This window comes from Nostoc sp. DSM 114160 (assembly GCF_053470305.1).
The window spans coordinates 433,791-451,160 of the sequence record NZ_JBPFGO010000002.1 but is presented as its reverse complement, the minus strand read 5'-3'; the positions used below and the strand labels follow the sequence as shown (position 1 = coordinate 451,160).

The 17,370-nt window shown below is 43.4% G+C and carries 10 protein-coding genes and 2 pseudogenes; 1 reads left to right on the top strand and 11 read right to left on the bottom strand.

Going from position 1 to position 17,370, the window contains the following annotated elements; translation table 11 throughout:
- Positions 1 to 534: 534 nt before the first annotated feature.
- The 6 genes and pseudogenes from NSTCB13_RS18965 to NSTCB13_RS18940 all read right to left on the bottom strand — a co-directional run bounded on the left by NSTCB13_RS18965 (position 535) and on the right by NSTCB13_RS18940 (position 7,199).
- Positions 535 to 2,154, bottom strand: a complete 1,620-nt coding sequence (locus tag NSTCB13_RS18965) for a hybrid sensor histidine kinase/response regulator (protein WP_448274186.1) — start codon at positions 2,152 to 2,154, stop codon at positions 535 to 537.
- 36 nt (positions 2,155 to 2,190) lie between these two features.
- Positions 2,191 to 2,499: pseudogene (locus tag NSTCB13_RS18960) on the bottom strand (response regulator); the annotation flags it as partial.
- 105 nt (positions 2,500 to 2,604) lie between these two features.
- Positions 2,605 to 2,976: a response regulator gene (locus tag NSTCB13_RS18955; RefSeq protein WP_448273491.1), complete on the bottom strand. Its 372-nt coding sequence runs from the start codon at positions 2,974 to 2,976 to the stop codon at positions 2,605 to 2,607.
- Positions 2,973 to 6,107 carry a PAS domain S-box protein gene (locus NSTCB13_RS18950; RefSeq protein WP_448273490.1) on the bottom strand — a complete coding sequence of 1,045 codons (3,135 nt, stop codon included), beginning with the start codon at positions 6,105 to 6,107 and terminating at the stop codon, positions 2,973 to 2,975. Before NSTCB13_RS18950 ends, NSTCB13_RS18955 begins: the two co-directional genes overlap by 4 nt.
- A gap of 4 nt (positions 6,108 to 6,111) precedes the next feature.
- Positions 6,112 to 6,315 (bottom strand): helix-turn-helix domain-containing protein, encoded by a 204-nt coding sequence (locus tag NSTCB13_RS18945; protein WP_448274185.1) that lies wholly within the window; start codon positions 6,313 to 6,315, stop codon positions 6,112 to 6,114.
- Positions 6,316 to 6,698: 383 nt separating this feature from the next.
- Positions 6,699 to 7,199 (bottom strand): HAD family hydrolase, encoded by a 501-nt coding sequence (locus NSTCB13_RS18940; RefSeq protein WP_448273489.1) that lies wholly within the window; start codon positions 7,197 to 7,199, stop codon positions 6,699 to 6,701.
- Between the two features lie 39 nt (positions 7,200 to 7,238).
- Between NSTCB13_RS18940 and NSTCB13_RS18935 the strand changes: the two genes are divergently transcribed.
- On the top strand, positions 7,239 to 7,361 hold the full coding sequence (locus NSTCB13_RS18935) for a hypothetical protein (RefSeq protein ID WP_448273488.1): 123 nt from the start codon (positions 7,239 to 7,241) through the stop codon (positions 7,359 to 7,361).
- A 130-nt stretch (positions 7,362 to 7,491) separates the two neighbouring features.
- Here NSTCB13_RS18935 and NSTCB13_RS18930 read toward each other — a convergent pair whose 3' ends face one another.
- The 5 genes and pseudogenes from NSTCB13_RS18930 to NSTCB13_RS18910 all read right to left on the bottom strand — a co-directional run bounded on the left by NSTCB13_RS18930 (position 7,492) and on the right by NSTCB13_RS18910 (position 17,184).
- Positions 7,492 to 12,207 (bottom strand): WD40 domain-containing protein, encoded by a 4,716-nt coding sequence (locus NSTCB13_RS18930; RefSeq protein WP_448273487.1) that lies wholly within the window; start codon positions 12,205 to 12,207, stop codon positions 7,492 to 7,494.
- The gene (locus NSTCB13_RS18925) at positions 12,204 to 12,545 is read right to left on the bottom strand and encodes a hypothetical protein (RefSeq protein ID WP_448273486.1); all 342 of its coding nucleotides are present in this window, start codon (positions 12,543 to 12,545) and stop codon (positions 12,204 to 12,206) included. Before NSTCB13_RS18925 ends, NSTCB13_RS18930 begins: the two co-directional genes overlap by 4 nt.
- A 486-nt stretch (positions 12,546 to 13,031) precedes the next feature.
- Positions 13,032 to 14,337, bottom strand: a pseudogene (locus NSTCB13_RS18920) (P-loop NTPase fold protein).
- A 385-nt stretch (positions 14,338 to 14,722) separates the two neighbouring features.
- On the bottom strand, positions 14,723 to 16,198 hold the full coding sequence (locus NSTCB13_RS18915; RefSeq protein WP_448273485.1) for a pentapeptide repeat-containing protein: 1,476 nt from the start codon (positions 16,196 to 16,198) through the stop codon (positions 14,723 to 14,725).
- Positions 16,199 to 16,473: 275 nt separating this feature from the next.
- Positions 16,474 to 17,184: a pentapeptide repeat-containing protein gene (locus tag NSTCB13_RS18910; RefSeq protein WP_448273483.1), complete on the bottom strand. Its 711-nt coding sequence runs from the start codon at positions 17,182 to 17,184 to the stop codon at positions 16,474 to 16,476.
- Positions 17,185 to 17,370: the final 186 nt, after the last annotated feature.

Genomic DNA, 17,370 nt, shown 5'->3' with positions numbered 1-17,370 from the left:
TGATTCTAAGAGTATCCGTAAAGTTATGATAGAGTACAAACACGGAGAAAATTGGCGAACTATTAAATCTATTAGATAAAAATTATCTATATACCAATCCTGAATCATTCACGATCGACAAGATTATCGACTTTTTAGAGAAGTCAGGGATCTGATTATTCACGAATGATTAGACATCTAGTGAAGTTAAATATGCTATATCCAGAAACCTTGTAGAGACTTAGTACTGCTACATCTCTACACTCTTTTTCACTCAGATTGATTTGATAAAATTTTCAGGTATTTAGTCCACAATCCAGACGGAGAATGAAAAGTAGTGTAGTTCAATTACTTGAAAGGTACTGTCAATAAGGTGATATAAATTTTTGACAAGAGAATAAACTTTTTATATCAACACGCTGTTGGAGCACAACATTTTTCTGGATTACCAGGAGTATTCCAGGCAATTAAAAAGACCATATTACTTGTGAAGAATAGTTTCAAATCTGTAACCTTAAGCCAGTTCAATTACTCAGATCGATCGCAAACCCTAACCTAAGTAGATTGGACTAAGTTAGAAATCGCCACGAGCAATTCCTCTGGTGCTACAGGCTTAACAATGTGCTGTTGAAATCCTGCTTTTAGTGCGTATTGCTGATTGATTTCACCTGCATAAGCAGTCAGAGCGATCGCAGGCATCTTTTTTGCCCCAATTTTTGCTTCCAAATTCCGCACTTGTTGCATCAGCATATAGCCGTTCATTTCTGGCATTCCAATATCGCTGAGTAAGATATCTGGCTTTGACTGGGTTAGCGCTTGTAATGCTTCATCTCCTGATGCTACTGCGGTGACGATCGCGCCAAACTGTTCCAGCACAAAGCTGAAAAAGTCGCGGGTATCATCATTGTCATCCACAACCAGCACTTGTAAACCCATGAGGGGAGAGGAGGAAAAAGCGGCAGTTGAGGAATCAGTATTTGTGTCATCCTCGCTTGTCGTACTGTCTTCGATTAGCGGCAACCTGACTGTAAAAATCGCTCCTTGCTCCTCACCAGGACTTTCCGCCCAAACTGTTCCGCCGTGCATCTCGATCAAGTGACGAGCGATCGCTAAACCTAACCCTAATCCACCAAACCTTCTAGTTGTTGTACTGTCACCTTGACGGAAATAATCAAATACATGAGATAAAAAGTCAGGGTGAATGCCTTTACCTGTATCGCTGATAGTAATCTGCGCCTGAGCGTCGATGCGCTCCAATCGCACATTTACTTTTCCCTTAGTCTCAGTAAACTTGACGGCATTCGATAGAAGGTTCCAGAAAACTTGCTGTAAGCGGGCTGGATCGCCCAAAACTTTGCCCACATTTGGATCGAGCATCGTCTCAATCTGAATAGTTTTAGCCTCTGCTGCTAAATGCACTGTTTCCATTGCGGCTTCAATGGTGGATACCAGATCGACTGGGATCGTGTTGAGGCTGAGTTTGCCTTGGAGGATGCGAGAAACATCTAGTAAGTCTTCAATTAATTGAGCTTGTAATTTGGCATTGCGCTCAATAGTTTTCAGTGCTTTGTCGAGTCCTGCCTCATCAAACTTCCGGCTCTGCAATAGTTTTGCCCAACCGAGAATCGGATTCAAGGGCGATCGCAATTCATGAGAAAGTACCGCGAGAAACTCATCTTTGATTCGGTTAGCAGCCTCAGCTTCCGCCCTAGCTATTTGCTCAAGCTGCAAAAGGCGATCGCGTTCTGATTCGCTGCGTTTGCGATCGGTGATATCAGTTAGCATGGCGATCGCACCTAAACACTCACCTTGTTCGTTCAAAATCGTTCTTGCAGAAATCAGCGTCCAGATGTACGAACCATCCTGGCAACGCAATCGCCCTTCTTTGAGATCGCTTCCTTCTCCTTTGAACCACTCCAGTTTTGCTTCATCGGCGATCTCATCAGCCACCATAAAATCAAATATAGAACGACCGAGTATTTCTGCTGCCGGATAACCCAACATCTGAGATATCCGCTGATTCACAAACTCGGTTCGGGTTTTGGAGTCAATCATCCAAATTCCCTCATAAGAGGTATCAACAATTTGGCGATACTTGGCTTCACTTTTTTGTAAAGACTCCTCTGCTTGCTTGCGCTTACGCCGCTCCTTAGCTTCCCGCAATGCGCGTTGCACCGAGGGAACTAACCGCCCTAATCGTTGCTTTAATACATAATCGGTTGCACCATTCTTCAAAGCTTCGATCGCTAATTCTTCACCTAGTACGGCTGAGACAAAGATAAAAGGAACCTCTGGATAGTGATTTCGGGCAATTTCCAAGGCAGAAATTCCATCAAAAGATGGTAAGGCATAATCGGCAAGAATTAAATCGAAAGTTTCTGTTTCCAAAGCAGCTAGGAAATCAGCACCGGTTTCGACTCGGATCAGTTCGCAATTAATTCCCCCTTCAGTTAATATCATTTGGGCAAGCTCTGTATCTAACAGGCTATCTTCCAAGAGGAGGAAACGCAGGACATTCATCAGTTGCTCTCCTTTTGAGGATGAGGAGCCGGAGGTAAAGCACCAACTGGAGGCTGATTGATCACTGCCCAAAACAAGCCAACACCTTTAATAGAATCGGCAAAATCACGGTAATCTACTGGCTTGACAATATAAGCATTCACCCCTAGCTCGTAGCAGCGAACTAGGGTCAGGCTCCTCGCGAGAAGAGGTCAGTACCACCACTGGAATTACTCGCATTACTGGGTCAGATTTGAGTTGCGCCAGCACTTCTAGTCCATCAACTTTAGGCAGTTTCAAATCGAGCAACACTACAACAGGATACCCTTCCATTCGCAACCGGAACAACCCCCGGCGATAAAGATAATCTAATGCTTCTTCGCCATCACGTACCACCACTACTTCATTGGCGAGATGGTTTTCTGACAAGGCGGCTAGGATTAACTCTGCATCGTTGGAACTGTCTTCAATTAGCAAAATTCGCTTCAGTTCTTTCATTCACTCTCCTCTTTGGACAATTTAGGCAGCGAGAAATAAAAGGTGGCGCCACTGTCAACTACAGCCTCTGCCCAAACTCGACCATTATGCCGATGAATAATGCGTTGCACGTTTGCCAATCCAACACCAGTGCCTTCAAATTGTGGGTCGCTATGCAGACGTTGAAATACTCCGAATAGCTTGTGGACATATTGCATATTAAAGCCTACGCCGTTATCTTGTACAAAAAAGATAACTTCGTTTTCATTGTCAATACTGCCAACAGTAATTTCTGCTGGGTTTCGAGTCTGGCTATATTTTACGGCATTGCCTATCAAGTTGCGAAGCACCAGTCGCAGCATGGAGGGATCGCCCTGCGCTTCTGGTAGTGGCTCGATGTGCCAATAGATTATCTGTCCTGGGGTTTCTGCGATCGAGTCGCGTTTTACTTCTTGTACCAATTCCTCCATATTCAAGTTGATGTAGCGCATTTCGGTGCGCCCCATCCGAGAAAATGTCAGCAATTCATCGATCAGTATCCCTGCTTGTTTGGCAGTGTCGGCAATTATTTTCAAATAGCGCTGACTTGTTCGATCTAAACTTGTTGAGGTCTGGCGTTTCTGAAGCAATTCGACAAATCCGGCGATGTGGCGCAGTGGTGCCCGCAAGTCGTGAGAAACTGAGTAAGAGAAAGATTCGAGTTCTTTATTAGCGGCTTCGAGTTGGGCAGTGCGCTCTTGAATCCGTTGCTCTAGCATTTCGTTGAGTTGTTGCAGGGCGGCTTCGGCAACTTTGCGATCGTGAATGTCGCTGGCGATGCCCACCCATTTGATAATCTGTCCGTTTGCATCTCGAAATGGTAAACCCCGGACAATATGCCAACGATAGCTACCATCAGAAACTTGACGAAAGCGAACTTCTATTTCGTAGTTGGTGGCGTTAGCAACAGCCTGCATCGAACTTTTAAAGACGCGATCGCGATCGTCGGGGTGAATGACATAAATCCAGCCATACCCAGCGGTCTGCTCCATTGTCAGTCCGGTGAAATCTAACCAGTGTTGATTGCAATAAGTAATACCACCATCGCTACTGCCCATCCAAATGGCCTGTGGTGAGACTTCCGTTAAAATTCGGTATCGCTCCTCGCTGTCACGTAGCGCTTCTTCTGCCAACTTGCGATCGTGGATATCAACACAGGAGCCGATATAGCCAAGAAATTCCCCGGTTGGTGCAAACCGAGGCACACCAGTATCAAAAACCCAACGGTATTCGCCATCACAGTGTTTGAGACGATATTCGATTTGAAAATTTTGTCGGGCATCAAAGGCATGGGTGTATGTATCTAAGGAACGCTGAAAATCATCAGGATGAATACCTTCAGTCCACCCTTTGCCCATCTCTTGCTCCAGAGTCCGCCCGGTAAAATCTAGCCAGGGTTTATTAAAGTAGTTACAAAGTTTGTCAGTGCCGGACATCCAAATTAGTACGGGAGCAGTGTCTGCCATTTGGCGAAAGCGAGCTTCACTTTCGCGCAACGCAGCTTCTGCCCGATCGCGTTCGCGTAGCGCAGCTTGCTGTTCGCTGATGTCAGTGACTAATGCCGCATACCCTTCAACGATTCCCTGTCTATTAAACTGGGGAACGTAAATGGCATTAATGTAACGTGTGCCACCATCTTTATAAGGAACTTGACTTTCAAATGTTACCTGCTCTCCTGCTAGTACTTGTTCCACATAAGGACGAAGCACTTCATAAGCGGATTCACCCAAAACTTGCCAAAGATGCTTTCCATAAACTTCTGCCGTTGAATGCCCAAACCAATCTTGATAGGCTCGATTGTTGAAGCGGTAGCGTTGTTCTGAATCTACAAAAGTAATCAGAACTGGCAGCGTATCTGTAATTAAACGAAGTTCTGTTTCTCGTTGCCGCAGTGCTTCTTCTATGAGCTTACGGTTGGTGATATCGCGCCAGCAATCTATTGCACCAATAATCTCACCTTGGGAATCTCGAATTGGTACGACATTGGCGATCGCTGTAATTGTAGTACCATCTGGACGTTCAATGATGCATTCTTCATCGCGGATGATTTCACCATAGCGCGTAGCACGGTATAAAGGTAGTTGCTCTAAAGTGAGGGGCGTTACACCATCAGTCAAGAACAGATTGTAAAGCTGAACATAAGATTCAGAAGACATACCAACGAGAGATTCATTCGGTCTGCCCAAAAGTTTTTGCGCGAGTTTACTGTTAGCGATGATTGGAAAATCAGGGGGGCCGCCAGCGATCGTAATTCCCTCTGGGACGTGTTCTAGGAGCATTTGCAAAATGCTCTGGGCTTCTTTTGCTTGGCGGGAGAGATGCTGGGCTTCTGCTTGGGCTTGTTTGCGTTCGCTTAAGTCAAGTACAAAACCAATGATTGTCCGATCTCCCTGTTTAGCAAAACCAAGTAGAACGGGAACTAAAGAGCCGTCTTTGCGGATGTATTCCTGCTCAAAGGGCTTACAACTCCCAGTCATTGTCAGTTCTTGAATCGCTCGCTCGCTTACCTCAATATATTCGAGTGGAACAATATCGCCCCAGCGGATTCGACCAGAGCGCAAATCCTCGCGTGTATAATTGAGCATTTTGAGAAAGGCATCATTGGCTTCAACGATTAAGCCGTTCAGATTAGCCACAATCATCCCAATAATATTGGACTCGGTTAAGCGACTAAACCGTGCCTCACTTTCGCGTAGTGACTTCAGGCTCGCCTCTGCTTGCCGTTGGGCTGTGCGGCGTGATTCGTTAAGCCAGCTGATTAACCCTGCTGTCAGCATGAACACTACTAAGGGAACTACAATATTCAAATTTGTAATGTTCTGCCCGTGAAGTGGCTTAAAAAAGAAGTAATTGACTGCAAAAGTAGACAAAAGGGTAGCAAGTAACCCTGGCCCCAAGCCACCATACCAAGCACTCACCATCACCGCAGCAAAAAACAGTGCCGCAGGCGTTGAAGTGAGATATGGATTGAGTAGCAGAGTTGCCCATAGTGCTAAGGCAACGGATAGGGAAGCAACACCATAATGCAGCAGTTTCTCCCGGATGAATGCGCCCTTGTCTCTACTGCCAGTAAAGATTATTTGCGATTCAGATACCCTTGCCTTACGACTCATAACCCTACTCTGCTTCTGGAAAATACTGATTTAGCAGTCTTTTGCCAGGTTCACCCATCTTCCGTAACATTTCTTCTATTAGTTTTAGCGCTATGCGTGAAGGGACTGTATGCCCATTCTCCCAACGGTTGACTGTTTTGAAAGAAACTCCTACTTTAGCAGCAAACTGTTTCTGAGAAAGATTGAGCTGCTGACGAAGTTTCCGAATTAAATCTAAAATTTCCAGGCCGCTTTGTTAGAGACATCTCTGTGTTTTATCCCCATAGGATAATTAGCGTAGGACAGATGTCTTATTCATTGTCTCTTACTCAGGGAATATTTTAAAAGTGAATGGCTGTAATTTTAGGCACTTATCGATCCCTCCTAACCCCCCTTAAAAAAGCTACAGTGTACACACAAGTCAAACTCCGTATAAACGGTCATTAGTCATTAGTCATTTGTGTTTTGTGTTTCTAAGGACAAAGAACATAATGACAAAGGACAACCCTCATTAGTTAATGTGCAATTTTAATGCGTAACAGCTTACAATATTGCACAACTTCGTTGATGAATTGACTGCGATCGCTTACCCTTTTAGTACTCTTTTCGTATTTAAGCATTTGCACCCAGAATCGAAGAGTCATAGTGCTGTAGTAAATCTTCTGGCTCGTTGTCAATTGCGATCGCAAGCGATAGTTGTTCATCGCTAAAACTACCGCAGCGTAAAGCAATTACATTTATTCCGGCTTTATCGGCAGACTCAATATCGTAGGGAGAATCTCCTAGCAGCACGACTTTTTCAGGTGTCATTTGCCCTTTGTTCAAGGCAGCTTCTACAATTTCAGGAGCAAGTTTAGATACTTCGGCATCATTGGATGTAGTTACTTCCGATAGCAAATCATCTACTTGAGTAATTTTTAACGCGATCTCAAGTTCTTCAGAACTTGCTGAACTAGCGACAACCAGATGCAATCCCGATTTTTGCATCTTTAATATTAAGTTTCTGCCACCATTGGCAGCAGTAATCTGCGGTATATATTTGTCAAATAATAGTTTTTTGCGTAGTTGAGCGATCGCTTTGCCAGTTCCTTCTTCACCATTTAATTCTGGCACTACTTTGGGAATCAGATAATTCTAGAAGGTGCAGATAGCTTGAGCAAAACTGAGAAACCTTTGGAGCGATCGCATGAGACAATTCGAGTAGAGTGCGATCGCCTAGCGTCTCCAAAGGAGAATCGCCAGACTTTTGCCAATTATTTATATCATGTCCTTTGAAGTAACCATAATATCCGCATTACCCCACCCCGCCAAAGCTGCACTTTTGCTCCCCTCCCCTTACCAAGGGGAGGGGCTGGGGGTGGGGTGCAATGACTGTGGTAATCATAACCAATTAACCGACATCATATTACTTAATATCATCACAAAGACGCTTGTCACTCTCACTCAAATTCGGGTTATTCTGCAAATAATCATGCAGCCAATTGCAACCCCGCACTAGCAAGTGGTCTAAATTCTCCACAGGCCACAACCGCGCTGTGTTGTCAGATGATGCCGTGGCGATGGTTTTGCCGTCCGGGCTGAAACTCACACTTAAGACACTGCCTTGATGCCCTTGGAATTCTTGCAGCAGTTGCCCTTGCAGGTTCCACAACCGCGCTGTCTTGTCATCTGATGCCGTGACAATGGTTTTGCCGTCCGGGCTGAAACTCACACTTAAGACACTGCCTTGATGCCCTTGGAATTCTTGCAGTAGTTGCCCTTGCAGGTTCCACAACCGCGCTGTGTTGTCAGATGATGCCGTGGCGATGGTTTTGCCGTCCGGGCTGAAACTCACACTTAAGACACTGCCTTGATGCCCTTGGAATTCTTGCAGCAGTTGCCCTTGCAGGTTCCACAACCGCGCTGTCTTGTCATCTGATGCCGTGACAATGGTTTTGCCGTCCGGGCTGAAACTCACACTTAAGACACTGCCTTGATGCCCTTGGAATTCTTGCAGTAGTTGCCCTTGCAGGTTCCACAACCGCGCTGTGTTGTCAGATGATGCCGTGGCGATGGTTTTGCCGTCCGGGCTGAAACTCACACTATTGACAATGCCTTGATGCCCTTTGAATTCTTGCAGCAGTTGCCCTTGCAGGTTCCACAACCGCGCTGTGTTGTCATAAGATGCCGTGGCGATGGTTTTGCCGTCCGGGCTGAAACTCACACTTAAGACACTGCCTTGATGCCCTTGGCATTCTTGGATCTGTTGCCCTTGCAGGTTCCACAACCGCGCTGTGTTGTCATAAGATGCCGTGGCGATGGTTTTGCCGTCCGGGCTGAAACTCACACTATTGACTAAGCCTTGATGCCCTTTGAATTCTTGGATCTGTTGCCCTTGCAGGTTCCACAACCGCGCTGTGTTGTCAAATGATGCCGTGGCGATGGTTTTGCCGTCCGGGCTGAAACTCACACTTAAGACACTGCCTTGATGCCCTTGGAATTCTTGCAGTAGTTGCCCTTGCAGGTTCCACAACCGCGCTGTGTTGTCATAAGATGCCGTGGCGATGGTTTTGCCGTCCGGGCTGAAACTCACACTATTGACTAAGCCTTGATGCCCTTGGAATTCTTGCAGTAGTTGCCCTTGCAGGTTCCACAACCGCGCTGTGTTGTCATAAGATGCCGTGGCGATGGTTTTGCCGTCCGGGCTGAAACTCACACTACCGACACTGCCTTGATGCCCTTTGAATTCTTGCAGCAGTTGCCCTTGCAGGTTCCACAACCGCGCTGTGTTGTCATAAGATGCCGTGGCGATGGTTTTGCCGTCCGGGCTGAAACTCACACTTAAGACACTGCCTTGATGCCCTTTGAATTCTTGCAGCAGTTGCCCTTGCAGGTTCCACAACCGCGCTGTACCGTCAAGTGATGCCGTGGCGATGGTTTTGCCGTCCGGGCTGAAACTCACACTTAAGACACTGCCTTGATGCCCTTGGAATTCTTGCAGTAGTTGCCCTTGCAGGTTCCACAACCGCGCTGTACCGTCAAGTGATGCCGTGGCGATGGTTTTGCCGTCCGGGCTGAAACTCACACTATTGACTTCGCCTTGATGCCCTTTGAATTCTTGGATCTGTTGCCCTTGCAGGTTCCACAACCGCGCTGTTCCGTCAAATGATGCCGTGGCGATGGTTTTGCCGTCCGGGCTGAAACTCACACTATTGACACTGCCTTGATGCCCTTGAAACTGGTTGCGTTCTTTAATTTTATTGAGAATATTATCCAAAGCAAAAATAGGGCTGATAGCTGGATATTTTTCTAAAGGGCGACCATCTTTGACCAAAGTTTTTAATTCTTTACCACTCTGCACTGCTGCCAATAGCGATTCTAACTCTGCATATTCAAACTGTCTTAAAGCATTAACTCCAGCTCGTTCTAATTCGGTTCCCTTTTGTGCTTCTTTACGTGCTGCTTCTGCTGCTTCTGTTGCTTTCTGTGCTTCTGTAAGTTTTGCTTCCGCTTGTTCGAGAGTGGTTTGGACTTGTTGTAATTTTACCTCAACAGTTTTTATTTCTTCCCTTACAGTTTCAATTCTTTCCTCTGCTTGCAGGCGTTTTTCTCGCTCTCTAGTTAATTCTGCTAATATTTCATTGCCCTGTTGTTGGCGAATAAACGACACGAGATAATCATGTACCAATTGATAGCGGTCAGCAGGTGATTCTGGTAACAGCAATACTAACCTTGATGCCACAAAAATTTCTAACACCAAATCTAATTTATCAACTTCTGCCACCAAATCTGCGGCTAACTCAGCACGAGTTTTTAAAGGACGAGTGCCATTTTCATCTGTGAGTAAATATAAAACCAGTCGTGCAACCTGTTCATTTTCAAAACCACAATCATGAATAACTTCTTCTAAAAATCGCTCGACCAGTTTTTCTTTAGTACCAAACTGACGATACTTTTCTAAAGTTGTAATTTTCTCAGTTTGCAATTGCGTCCCCACAATTTGCAATTCAATCGGGCGCACCTCACCCAAATCACCTGCTAAATCCCGCACCAATTCATCAATTAGCGTAGGTTCTAGATAAAATTGCGAACGTGCTGTTAAACTCTCTACAACTGCCTTGGCATCGGCTGGGGAAAAGTTACCCAAATAATAGCGAATATTTTTATCGAGAATATTATTATTAATTACCGTCAAATCAAACAAACGGTCTAACTCTAATAAATAATGTAAATAATCTTCCCGTAATGATAAAACAACCTTTATAAAAGGAATATCTAAACAGACTCGCAAAAAATCATAAAACACTCGCCTTTGATGTTGGTCGGGATAAACAAAGAAAAACTCTTCAAACTGGTCAAACATTAAAACCGTCAACAAATTTCTATCGCCATTTTTGCGTAATTGTTCTAAAATAGCTGCTGAAGAATCAAAATTAACAGATAATTTCTTACCTCTAACTTCCTCAAAAGCCTTAGTTAAACTTTGCTCCAACATTCCCACCCAATCTGTATAAACTCGCAACAAAATAGGTAAAGCATCTCGTTCGCCAATAGCTTGCTGTTGCAACGCCGGGATTAATCCACCCTGCAAAATTGAACTTTTACCCACTCCCGACTGACCATGAATTACAGTCAATCTATGCTCAGTCCCACTAATTCTTTCTCGCAACCGCTTCACATCTTGTCCCCGTCCAGAAGCAGCGATTTCTTGAGCAATGGTTTCTGCATTTTCTACTTGCAGTGCAGAATTAATTGCTTGTCGTTGCGGGTTGAGGTAAGATGCACCAACAAAGGCGCGGAAACCATATTGTTGTTCGATTTGTAGTTGCTCTTGCTTAATATAAAAAGCTTTGAGATATTCACCTTGCTCAAAGTAGAGCAAGCGTAACCTTTCTAATATAGATATATATAATTGTGGGTTATATTGATGATTACTTTCAACTTTTGCAGTTTCTAAATTAGTAATTGCTGCTTGAACTAGACCTAAACCCTGTTGTGATTTGGCTAAAATAAATCGATATAATCCAAATTCATCTGATTGAATATTAGGTATATCAGCTAATATTTGTAATGCTTGCCCCGCCAGTTGATGAGCTTCATCCCAGCGTGACTGTTCTAGTGCTACCTCTGCCAAAAAACCATAATCTTTAGCCAATTGCAACGACGTGCCATAATTTTGATGTAGCGGCAGAGATTTTTCCACAAGGCTTTGCAACTCTGACCATGCTTGCAAACCTCGTAGTACTTCACCTAGTTTAGTAATATGTTTTGCGACTAAATCAGAACGTTGTGCTTGTTCAAAAATCTCAATAGCTTGCTGAAGGTAATTTCTAGACTCTTGCCAATAGTGTTGATTTTCTGTCTGATTTTTTTCAGCTTGGCGGTTATAAGCTAAAGCAATATTAGCGAGTAATATACCTTGTCGTTCTAAATAATTACTTCGTTGCCAGAACTGCAAACTTGGTTGATAATGTGCTAAAGCTGAATCTATTTGATCGTGTAGATAATCATTCAAGCCAAGCGAAAACTCTAAACTTGCTTGAAGTGCTGCTTCTAATACTTCTCCTCGATTTTGCAAATCCTGACGAGCAGTTTCTAATTCCCGGCACATTTGGGGATTAGGCGTTACCTCACCAGCAAAGATTTCATCACTTTTTTGCTGGAGAAAGTTGACTAACTCATCCGTAGGGTTTTCAAACTCAATGATAGTTGCCCAATTCTCTAAATCAGTTGCTAATCGAATAAATTTTTGCAGAACTGAATCATTAACCCATAACAATATCGGAAACGGGAAGTTTTTTCTAAACTCCTCCCGCACTTGGTTAGCTGAAGTCAGAACTGTATCAATATCTTTAACCGACTCCAAACCAAAAACCATCAATGCAGGTGGCTGTTCATCTCCCAACTGTTCGCGTATATTTGTGTAAAGCGTTTTGACAGATGCAGGTAAAGTAATTTCATGAATGCGTACAGGAGATAATTGGTGCAGGCGTTCTACCATGCGCTGACGTAAAGCAGCATAGTTACAGCGCAGCAAAATCAGCGAAAATGTTTCCTGAGAAAGGGTAATTGTTCGCACCAGAGTTTGCAATGAATGCTCATTGTCAAAGGCTAAATTTTCTGGCTCTTGCTGATTACTCATAACATACAGCAGTTTTCTTTTGCATAAAGTACAAAGTTACGGGTTTTGAGCCAGGAGGTGGGAGGCAGGGGGCAGAAAGGATGACGGACGATTTCTGCTAGTTGTAAAAGCTGTAGTTGTGAAGATGACAACTGACACGGCTCCCGCACTTGTTGAAACGGCTCCCGCACTTGTTGATCTAGCTCCCGCACTTGTTGATCTAGCTCCCGCACTTGTTGAAACGGCTCCCGCACTTGTTGATCTAGCTCCCGCACTTTTTGATTTAGCTCCTGCACTTGTTGATCTAGCTCCCGCACTTGTTGATCTAGCTCCTGCACTTGTTGAAACGGCTCCCGCACTTGTTGATCTAGCTAACGTTATTATCTCGTTCCCATGCTCTGCATGGGAATGCTCCTCGTTGAGGCTCTGCCTCTAATCTGGCATTGAGTCAGAGACTCAATGAATGCATTCCCAGTCGGAGACTGGGAACGAGGAAAGTCTTATCGAGCTAGGTTTTTAGGAAATAACTGAAAAACCCAAGGTTTTACCCCACCCTAACCCTCCCCTTATAAAGGGGAGGGAACTAGATTTCTTGTTTCCCCCTTCTCTTTTCCCTTTACCCTTTAACCTTTCCCCCTTATAAAGGCTACGGTGTACACACAAGTCTTTTACCCCACCCTAACCCTCCCCTTATAAAGGGGAGGGAACTAGATTTCTTGTTTCCCCCTTCCCTTTCCCCTTTACCCTTTAACCTTTCCCCCTTATAAAGGCGAGGGAACTAGATTTCTTGTTTCTCCCCAATATATCGGGGGGATTAAAGGGGGTAATTGTTCATATATGCCGATTTATAACCTAAATTCTTTGGCTTCTGCCAAAATCGGATTGATATCAAACCACGAACCATCCTCATTCCGGTATTCAAATACAAACATACTGCGGAGCAAAAGTTCGTATCTTTCATGACCTCTCAAGCTTTTCTTTTGCGCTACCTCACGCAGTACTTCCCATTCATCAGGCGTAATTGCTAAAGTTAGCTCATTGCGGCGTTGTTTAATCACCCTGTCTACGCACTCCCGCGACAAAGGCGGGTCTTCTTGCTGAAGACAGCGAAACAATAACATCAACAAGTTACGCAAATGACCGCCGCTAACTCGGCAAAGTCGCTCTAAAGTATCAGAATTATCAAAAACCTCGGTAATTAAATTCCGGCTTTGTTCCCAACTCACATCAGGAAAAGCCCTCGCCATCACCATCTGTTGCAGCAGCATGATTCCTTGTGAGAATTGCGAACCATCTTGTAATTGCACAGGAACCATCGGCAAAACCTTGGGGGTCTACGCCAAAGCGATTTGTTAGCCTTCCTAAAGCGTTGGAAAAAATCAACACTAACGGAATGGTATAAACAACATGACAATTTAGCTGGTTTAACTGTTCGCCCCGTTCCACAAAGAGATATTCTGGCTGGTAATGACCGGAAGGTTTCTGAGAATTATCCACTCTGTCGAGATTATCTATAATTACCACCAGTCCTTTTTTACCCTGCTGCTTGAGTTTTTCTCTAGCAGGCTTGAGCAATTCTTTGTTAATTGATTCCAAAATGCCATTGGTGCGCGGTTCTAAATATTGGCGTAACTGACTGCGAAGTTTGGGACTATCTTTCGTTTTGGCAGTAATTTTGGCAATACCAACAGATAATTCCGCCTCAACGCCTATATCTAGCGGCGTTTGCAAAAACTCAGAAATTTCGGTAAACAGATTTTTAAAGTATCCTGGTTTGAGGTTAATTTTGATTGCTTCCAGACTTTGACTCACCTCACGAGCTACTGCTAATAAAATATCTGTAACATCAATATCAGCCATATCCAGGCTTTGGCTAGACTCGAAATAAACCACATGAAATCCCTCCCGCTCTAAGTCTGCCTTTAGCCACAGTAATTCAGTGGATTTGCCACAACCGATATGTCCGGTAAACAATTGACAAGTGGGTTCTTCAGGTGCAAGGCGGGTGATAGTTCGCCCAAGTTCCTCAATAATTTTGGCACCACGCACTTTAGAGAAATCAATATAATATTGTTTATCTTCCGGTTTGCTCACGACCAGAGTTTTACTGGGGTTGCAAGCTTGAAAAAACCTGACTAAATCTAGTTTCATCACAAATTACCTGAAATCAGCCTAACGCTCTTGCCCATTACAGTGATTATACAGACGATAAAGCGGCTATTTCGGAAAAAACTTTTTCAAATTGAGCGATTATTTTTGTCTGTTTAATTAAACTTAAGTGAAAACTGTAAAATATAGAGCCACTTCTTGGAAGTATTAGCCACTCTCATCTATTTCTTGTTTTTCGCTAAATGAATAAACAATCCAATAAATAAAATTAGAACTATAAACAAATTTCTCGGTGTGTCTGTCTTGTTATCAGACATAGTTTTCATTTCGTTCATCTCCTGAATTGTTAGGGAGACTTTTTGGAAAAACTATAGCATTAAGTGAAAACGGTAGAATACGCCCAAATAACGAATGATGCTGCGATCGCTTAACCCGATTGCCGCCAATGTGTAGGTGCTTCGATATAATCAGGTAAGCGAGTGGTGCGATCGCCAACTGCCTCTCTAATCTGATCCAACTCTAAATTTTTCGCTCCTGTCAAAATAGTCCCTTCCAGTTTGACATCATTGAGGTTAGCTTGGGAAAAGTTAGCTCCCATTAGGTTTGCCTGAGTCAGGTTAGCTTGATAAAAGGTTGCCCTATAAAGGTTTGCTCCAATTAGATTAGCCTGATATAGGTCAGCTTCCGTTAAGCTAGCTTCTGAGAGGTTGGCAAAATAGACTTCTGTTTGGTGGAGTTTGGCTGCATTTAAGTTAGCGCCAGAAAGGTTAGCTCCATTTAAGTTAGCCCCACAGAGGTTAGCACCAATCAAACCCGTTTGCTGCAAGTTGGCTTTACCCAATTTTGCTCCTTGCAAGTTAGCTAAAAACAACTTTGCTCCAGAGAGGTTAGCAACTTTTAAGGTCGCTTGTTGTAAGTTAGCTTTATAAAGGTTCGCTCCCTGTAAATTAGCAGCCCGCAGACTTGCACCAGATAGGTTGGCTGAACGCAGGTTTGCTCCAGAGAGGTTAGTACGATTCAGGTTAGCCCAACAAAGGTTGGCTCCATATAAACTAGCTTTTAGTAATTTGGTTTCATAAAGAATCGACCTCATAAGTTTAGCGCCACTAAGGTCACATCCACTCAAGTCAGCCCCACGCAGGTCTGCCCCACTCAAGTCAGCCCCACGCAGGTCAGCTTGTTGCAGGTTAGTTTTTAGTAGGTCTGCTTGTCTAATATCGGTGTTACGTAAATCAAGTTTTTGATCTTTTGGGTCTTCGAGTAAATTACGCCTGCCGATAACAGTCAGGGCTGCTTGAATATCGGTGCGTATTTTAGGGAATTCTTCATGGAGATTTTGCTCCAACTGCGGCGTTGGACGCGACCCACTTCTACGCCGACTTGAGTAAACTGCTCCTTGATATTCCGGCTTTTGTTGCTCGCCTTTTACGTGCTGGATGGGTGCATTCTCTCGCACAAAAGCAGTGAGAATTTCCATAATTGTCCAGTGTTCTTGAGGAAAATCCTGAGCAACCCTTTCTAAAGCATAAATTGCGCCTGTCCGGGTTTCCACCTTTTCATGGCCAAGCTGGGCAATTGCGCCCATAAAGCGCTCTGCAATCAATCTGTCTTGATTGAGTTTGGCATTTTGCAGGCCAATTTCTAAGTTTTTCTCAGATGCGATCGCACTCTTCTGCATCGCTTGGGCACGCCTTGCTGCATAATAAGTATTAAACATTGCTGCCGATGCCAGAAAAACTATTGCAGTAGTTGTTAAAGCTTGGTTTCTATACTGAATTTTTTCTTGAATTGACAATTCTTTAATATTGGACAAGACAAAGAAAATTACAGTCAACGAGCAGCCAAATATCGCTGTTAAAGTTATCAACCAATTCAAAAGAGCGTCTGTCTTTTTAGAAGACATGGTAAAAATTTTCCTTACAACCTAGAATTATTACTTAGATGTTAAGGAAAAATAGTATAGCATTTAGCAGAAATTTATAATAGGTGTCAAAACACTCATTGAACTAAGGAATTATATCTAATATAATTTTACGTCACACATTAAGAAACGCTTGCGCTACAAAAATTACGAATTACGCTGAAAATAGAGAATGAGGAGAGAGGCAAGGCAGTTAGTTGCGTCTCTACTAAAGAGTCGGGAAAAATTTTTCAATCAGCAATCAAGCGAATATGATATTACTCAGAGAATTTGGTTTCTCTAAGGTTTGCTTCATCAAGTATGGTGTCATAGAGAATTGCTCCATGCAAGCTAGCTAGATATAAACTGGCACGATGCAGGTTAGCTTCAGAAAGGTTAGCTTTCTCTAGATTAGCTGCACTAAGGATTGCTCCTTCTAAGTTCGCTAGATATAAATTAGCTCCTTCTAGATTAGCTGCACTAAGTATTGCCCCCGCTAGATTAGCTTCTCTAAGATTAGCCCCAGCTAGATTAGCTTGATAGAGATTTATCTGTTGTAGATTCGCCCCTTTCAAGTTTGCTCCTCTGATATCCGTGAAGCTCAAATCAAGTTGCTCATTTACTGGGTCTTTGTTTGCATTTCTTCTAGCAATAACAGTCAGCGCGGCTTGAATATCTAAACGAATTTTTGTTGACAGGTGACTCGTTACTTCCTCTTGGGGCATATAAGGAGCATTTTTTCGTACAAAACTAGTAAGAATATCTACGATCGTCCAATGGTACTGTGGATAGCTATAAGCAATTTGTTCTAAATCATTAATTACAGCTAGACTGATTTCTATAGTGTTATTTTCTAGCTGTTCGCTTGCTATTCTTAAACGTCGTTTTAGCGAATGATGCTGATTTTGTTTAACTTGTTGCTGGAAAACAGGTATCCGCAGGAATATTTGGGATAGCTGGATGTGACTTTTTGATAAAATGTTTTTCATGGGATTAAAGACATTAATAATTAATGGAAATGAATGTCAATATCTACTTTTTATTGAATAAATTATTTACGTCTGCTATTGTTTCATACATATTTAGTACCGAAATTTCTTTATGTAATTAACAAAATTGAAAATATAACTTCTGAGTAAGTAAACATAAGCATACCTACTCTTGCCATTCTAATA

Bases quoted from the DNA above. Each gene is read 5' to 3' on its own strand.
- NSTCB13_RS18955 (WP_448273491.1), bottom strand. From the start codon at position 2,976: ATGAAAGAACTGAAGCGAATTTTGCTAATTGAAGACAGTTCCAACGAT.
- NSTCB13_RS18950 (WP_448273490.1), bottom strand. From the start codon at position 6,107: ATGAGTCGTAAGGCAAGGGTATCTGAATCGCAAATAATCTTTACTGGC.
- NSTCB13_RS18930 (WP_448273487.1), bottom strand. From the start codon at position 12,207: ATGAGTAATCAGCAAGAGCCAGAAAATTTAGCCTTTGACAATGAGCAT.
- NSTCB13_RS18915 (WP_448273485.1), bottom strand. From the start codon at position 16,198: ATGTCTTCTAAAAAGACAGACGCTCTTTTGAATTGGTTGATAACTTTA.
- NSTCB13_RS18910 (WP_448273483.1), bottom strand. From the start codon at position 17,184: ATGAAAAACATTTTATCAAAAAGTCACATCCAGCTATCCCAAATATTC.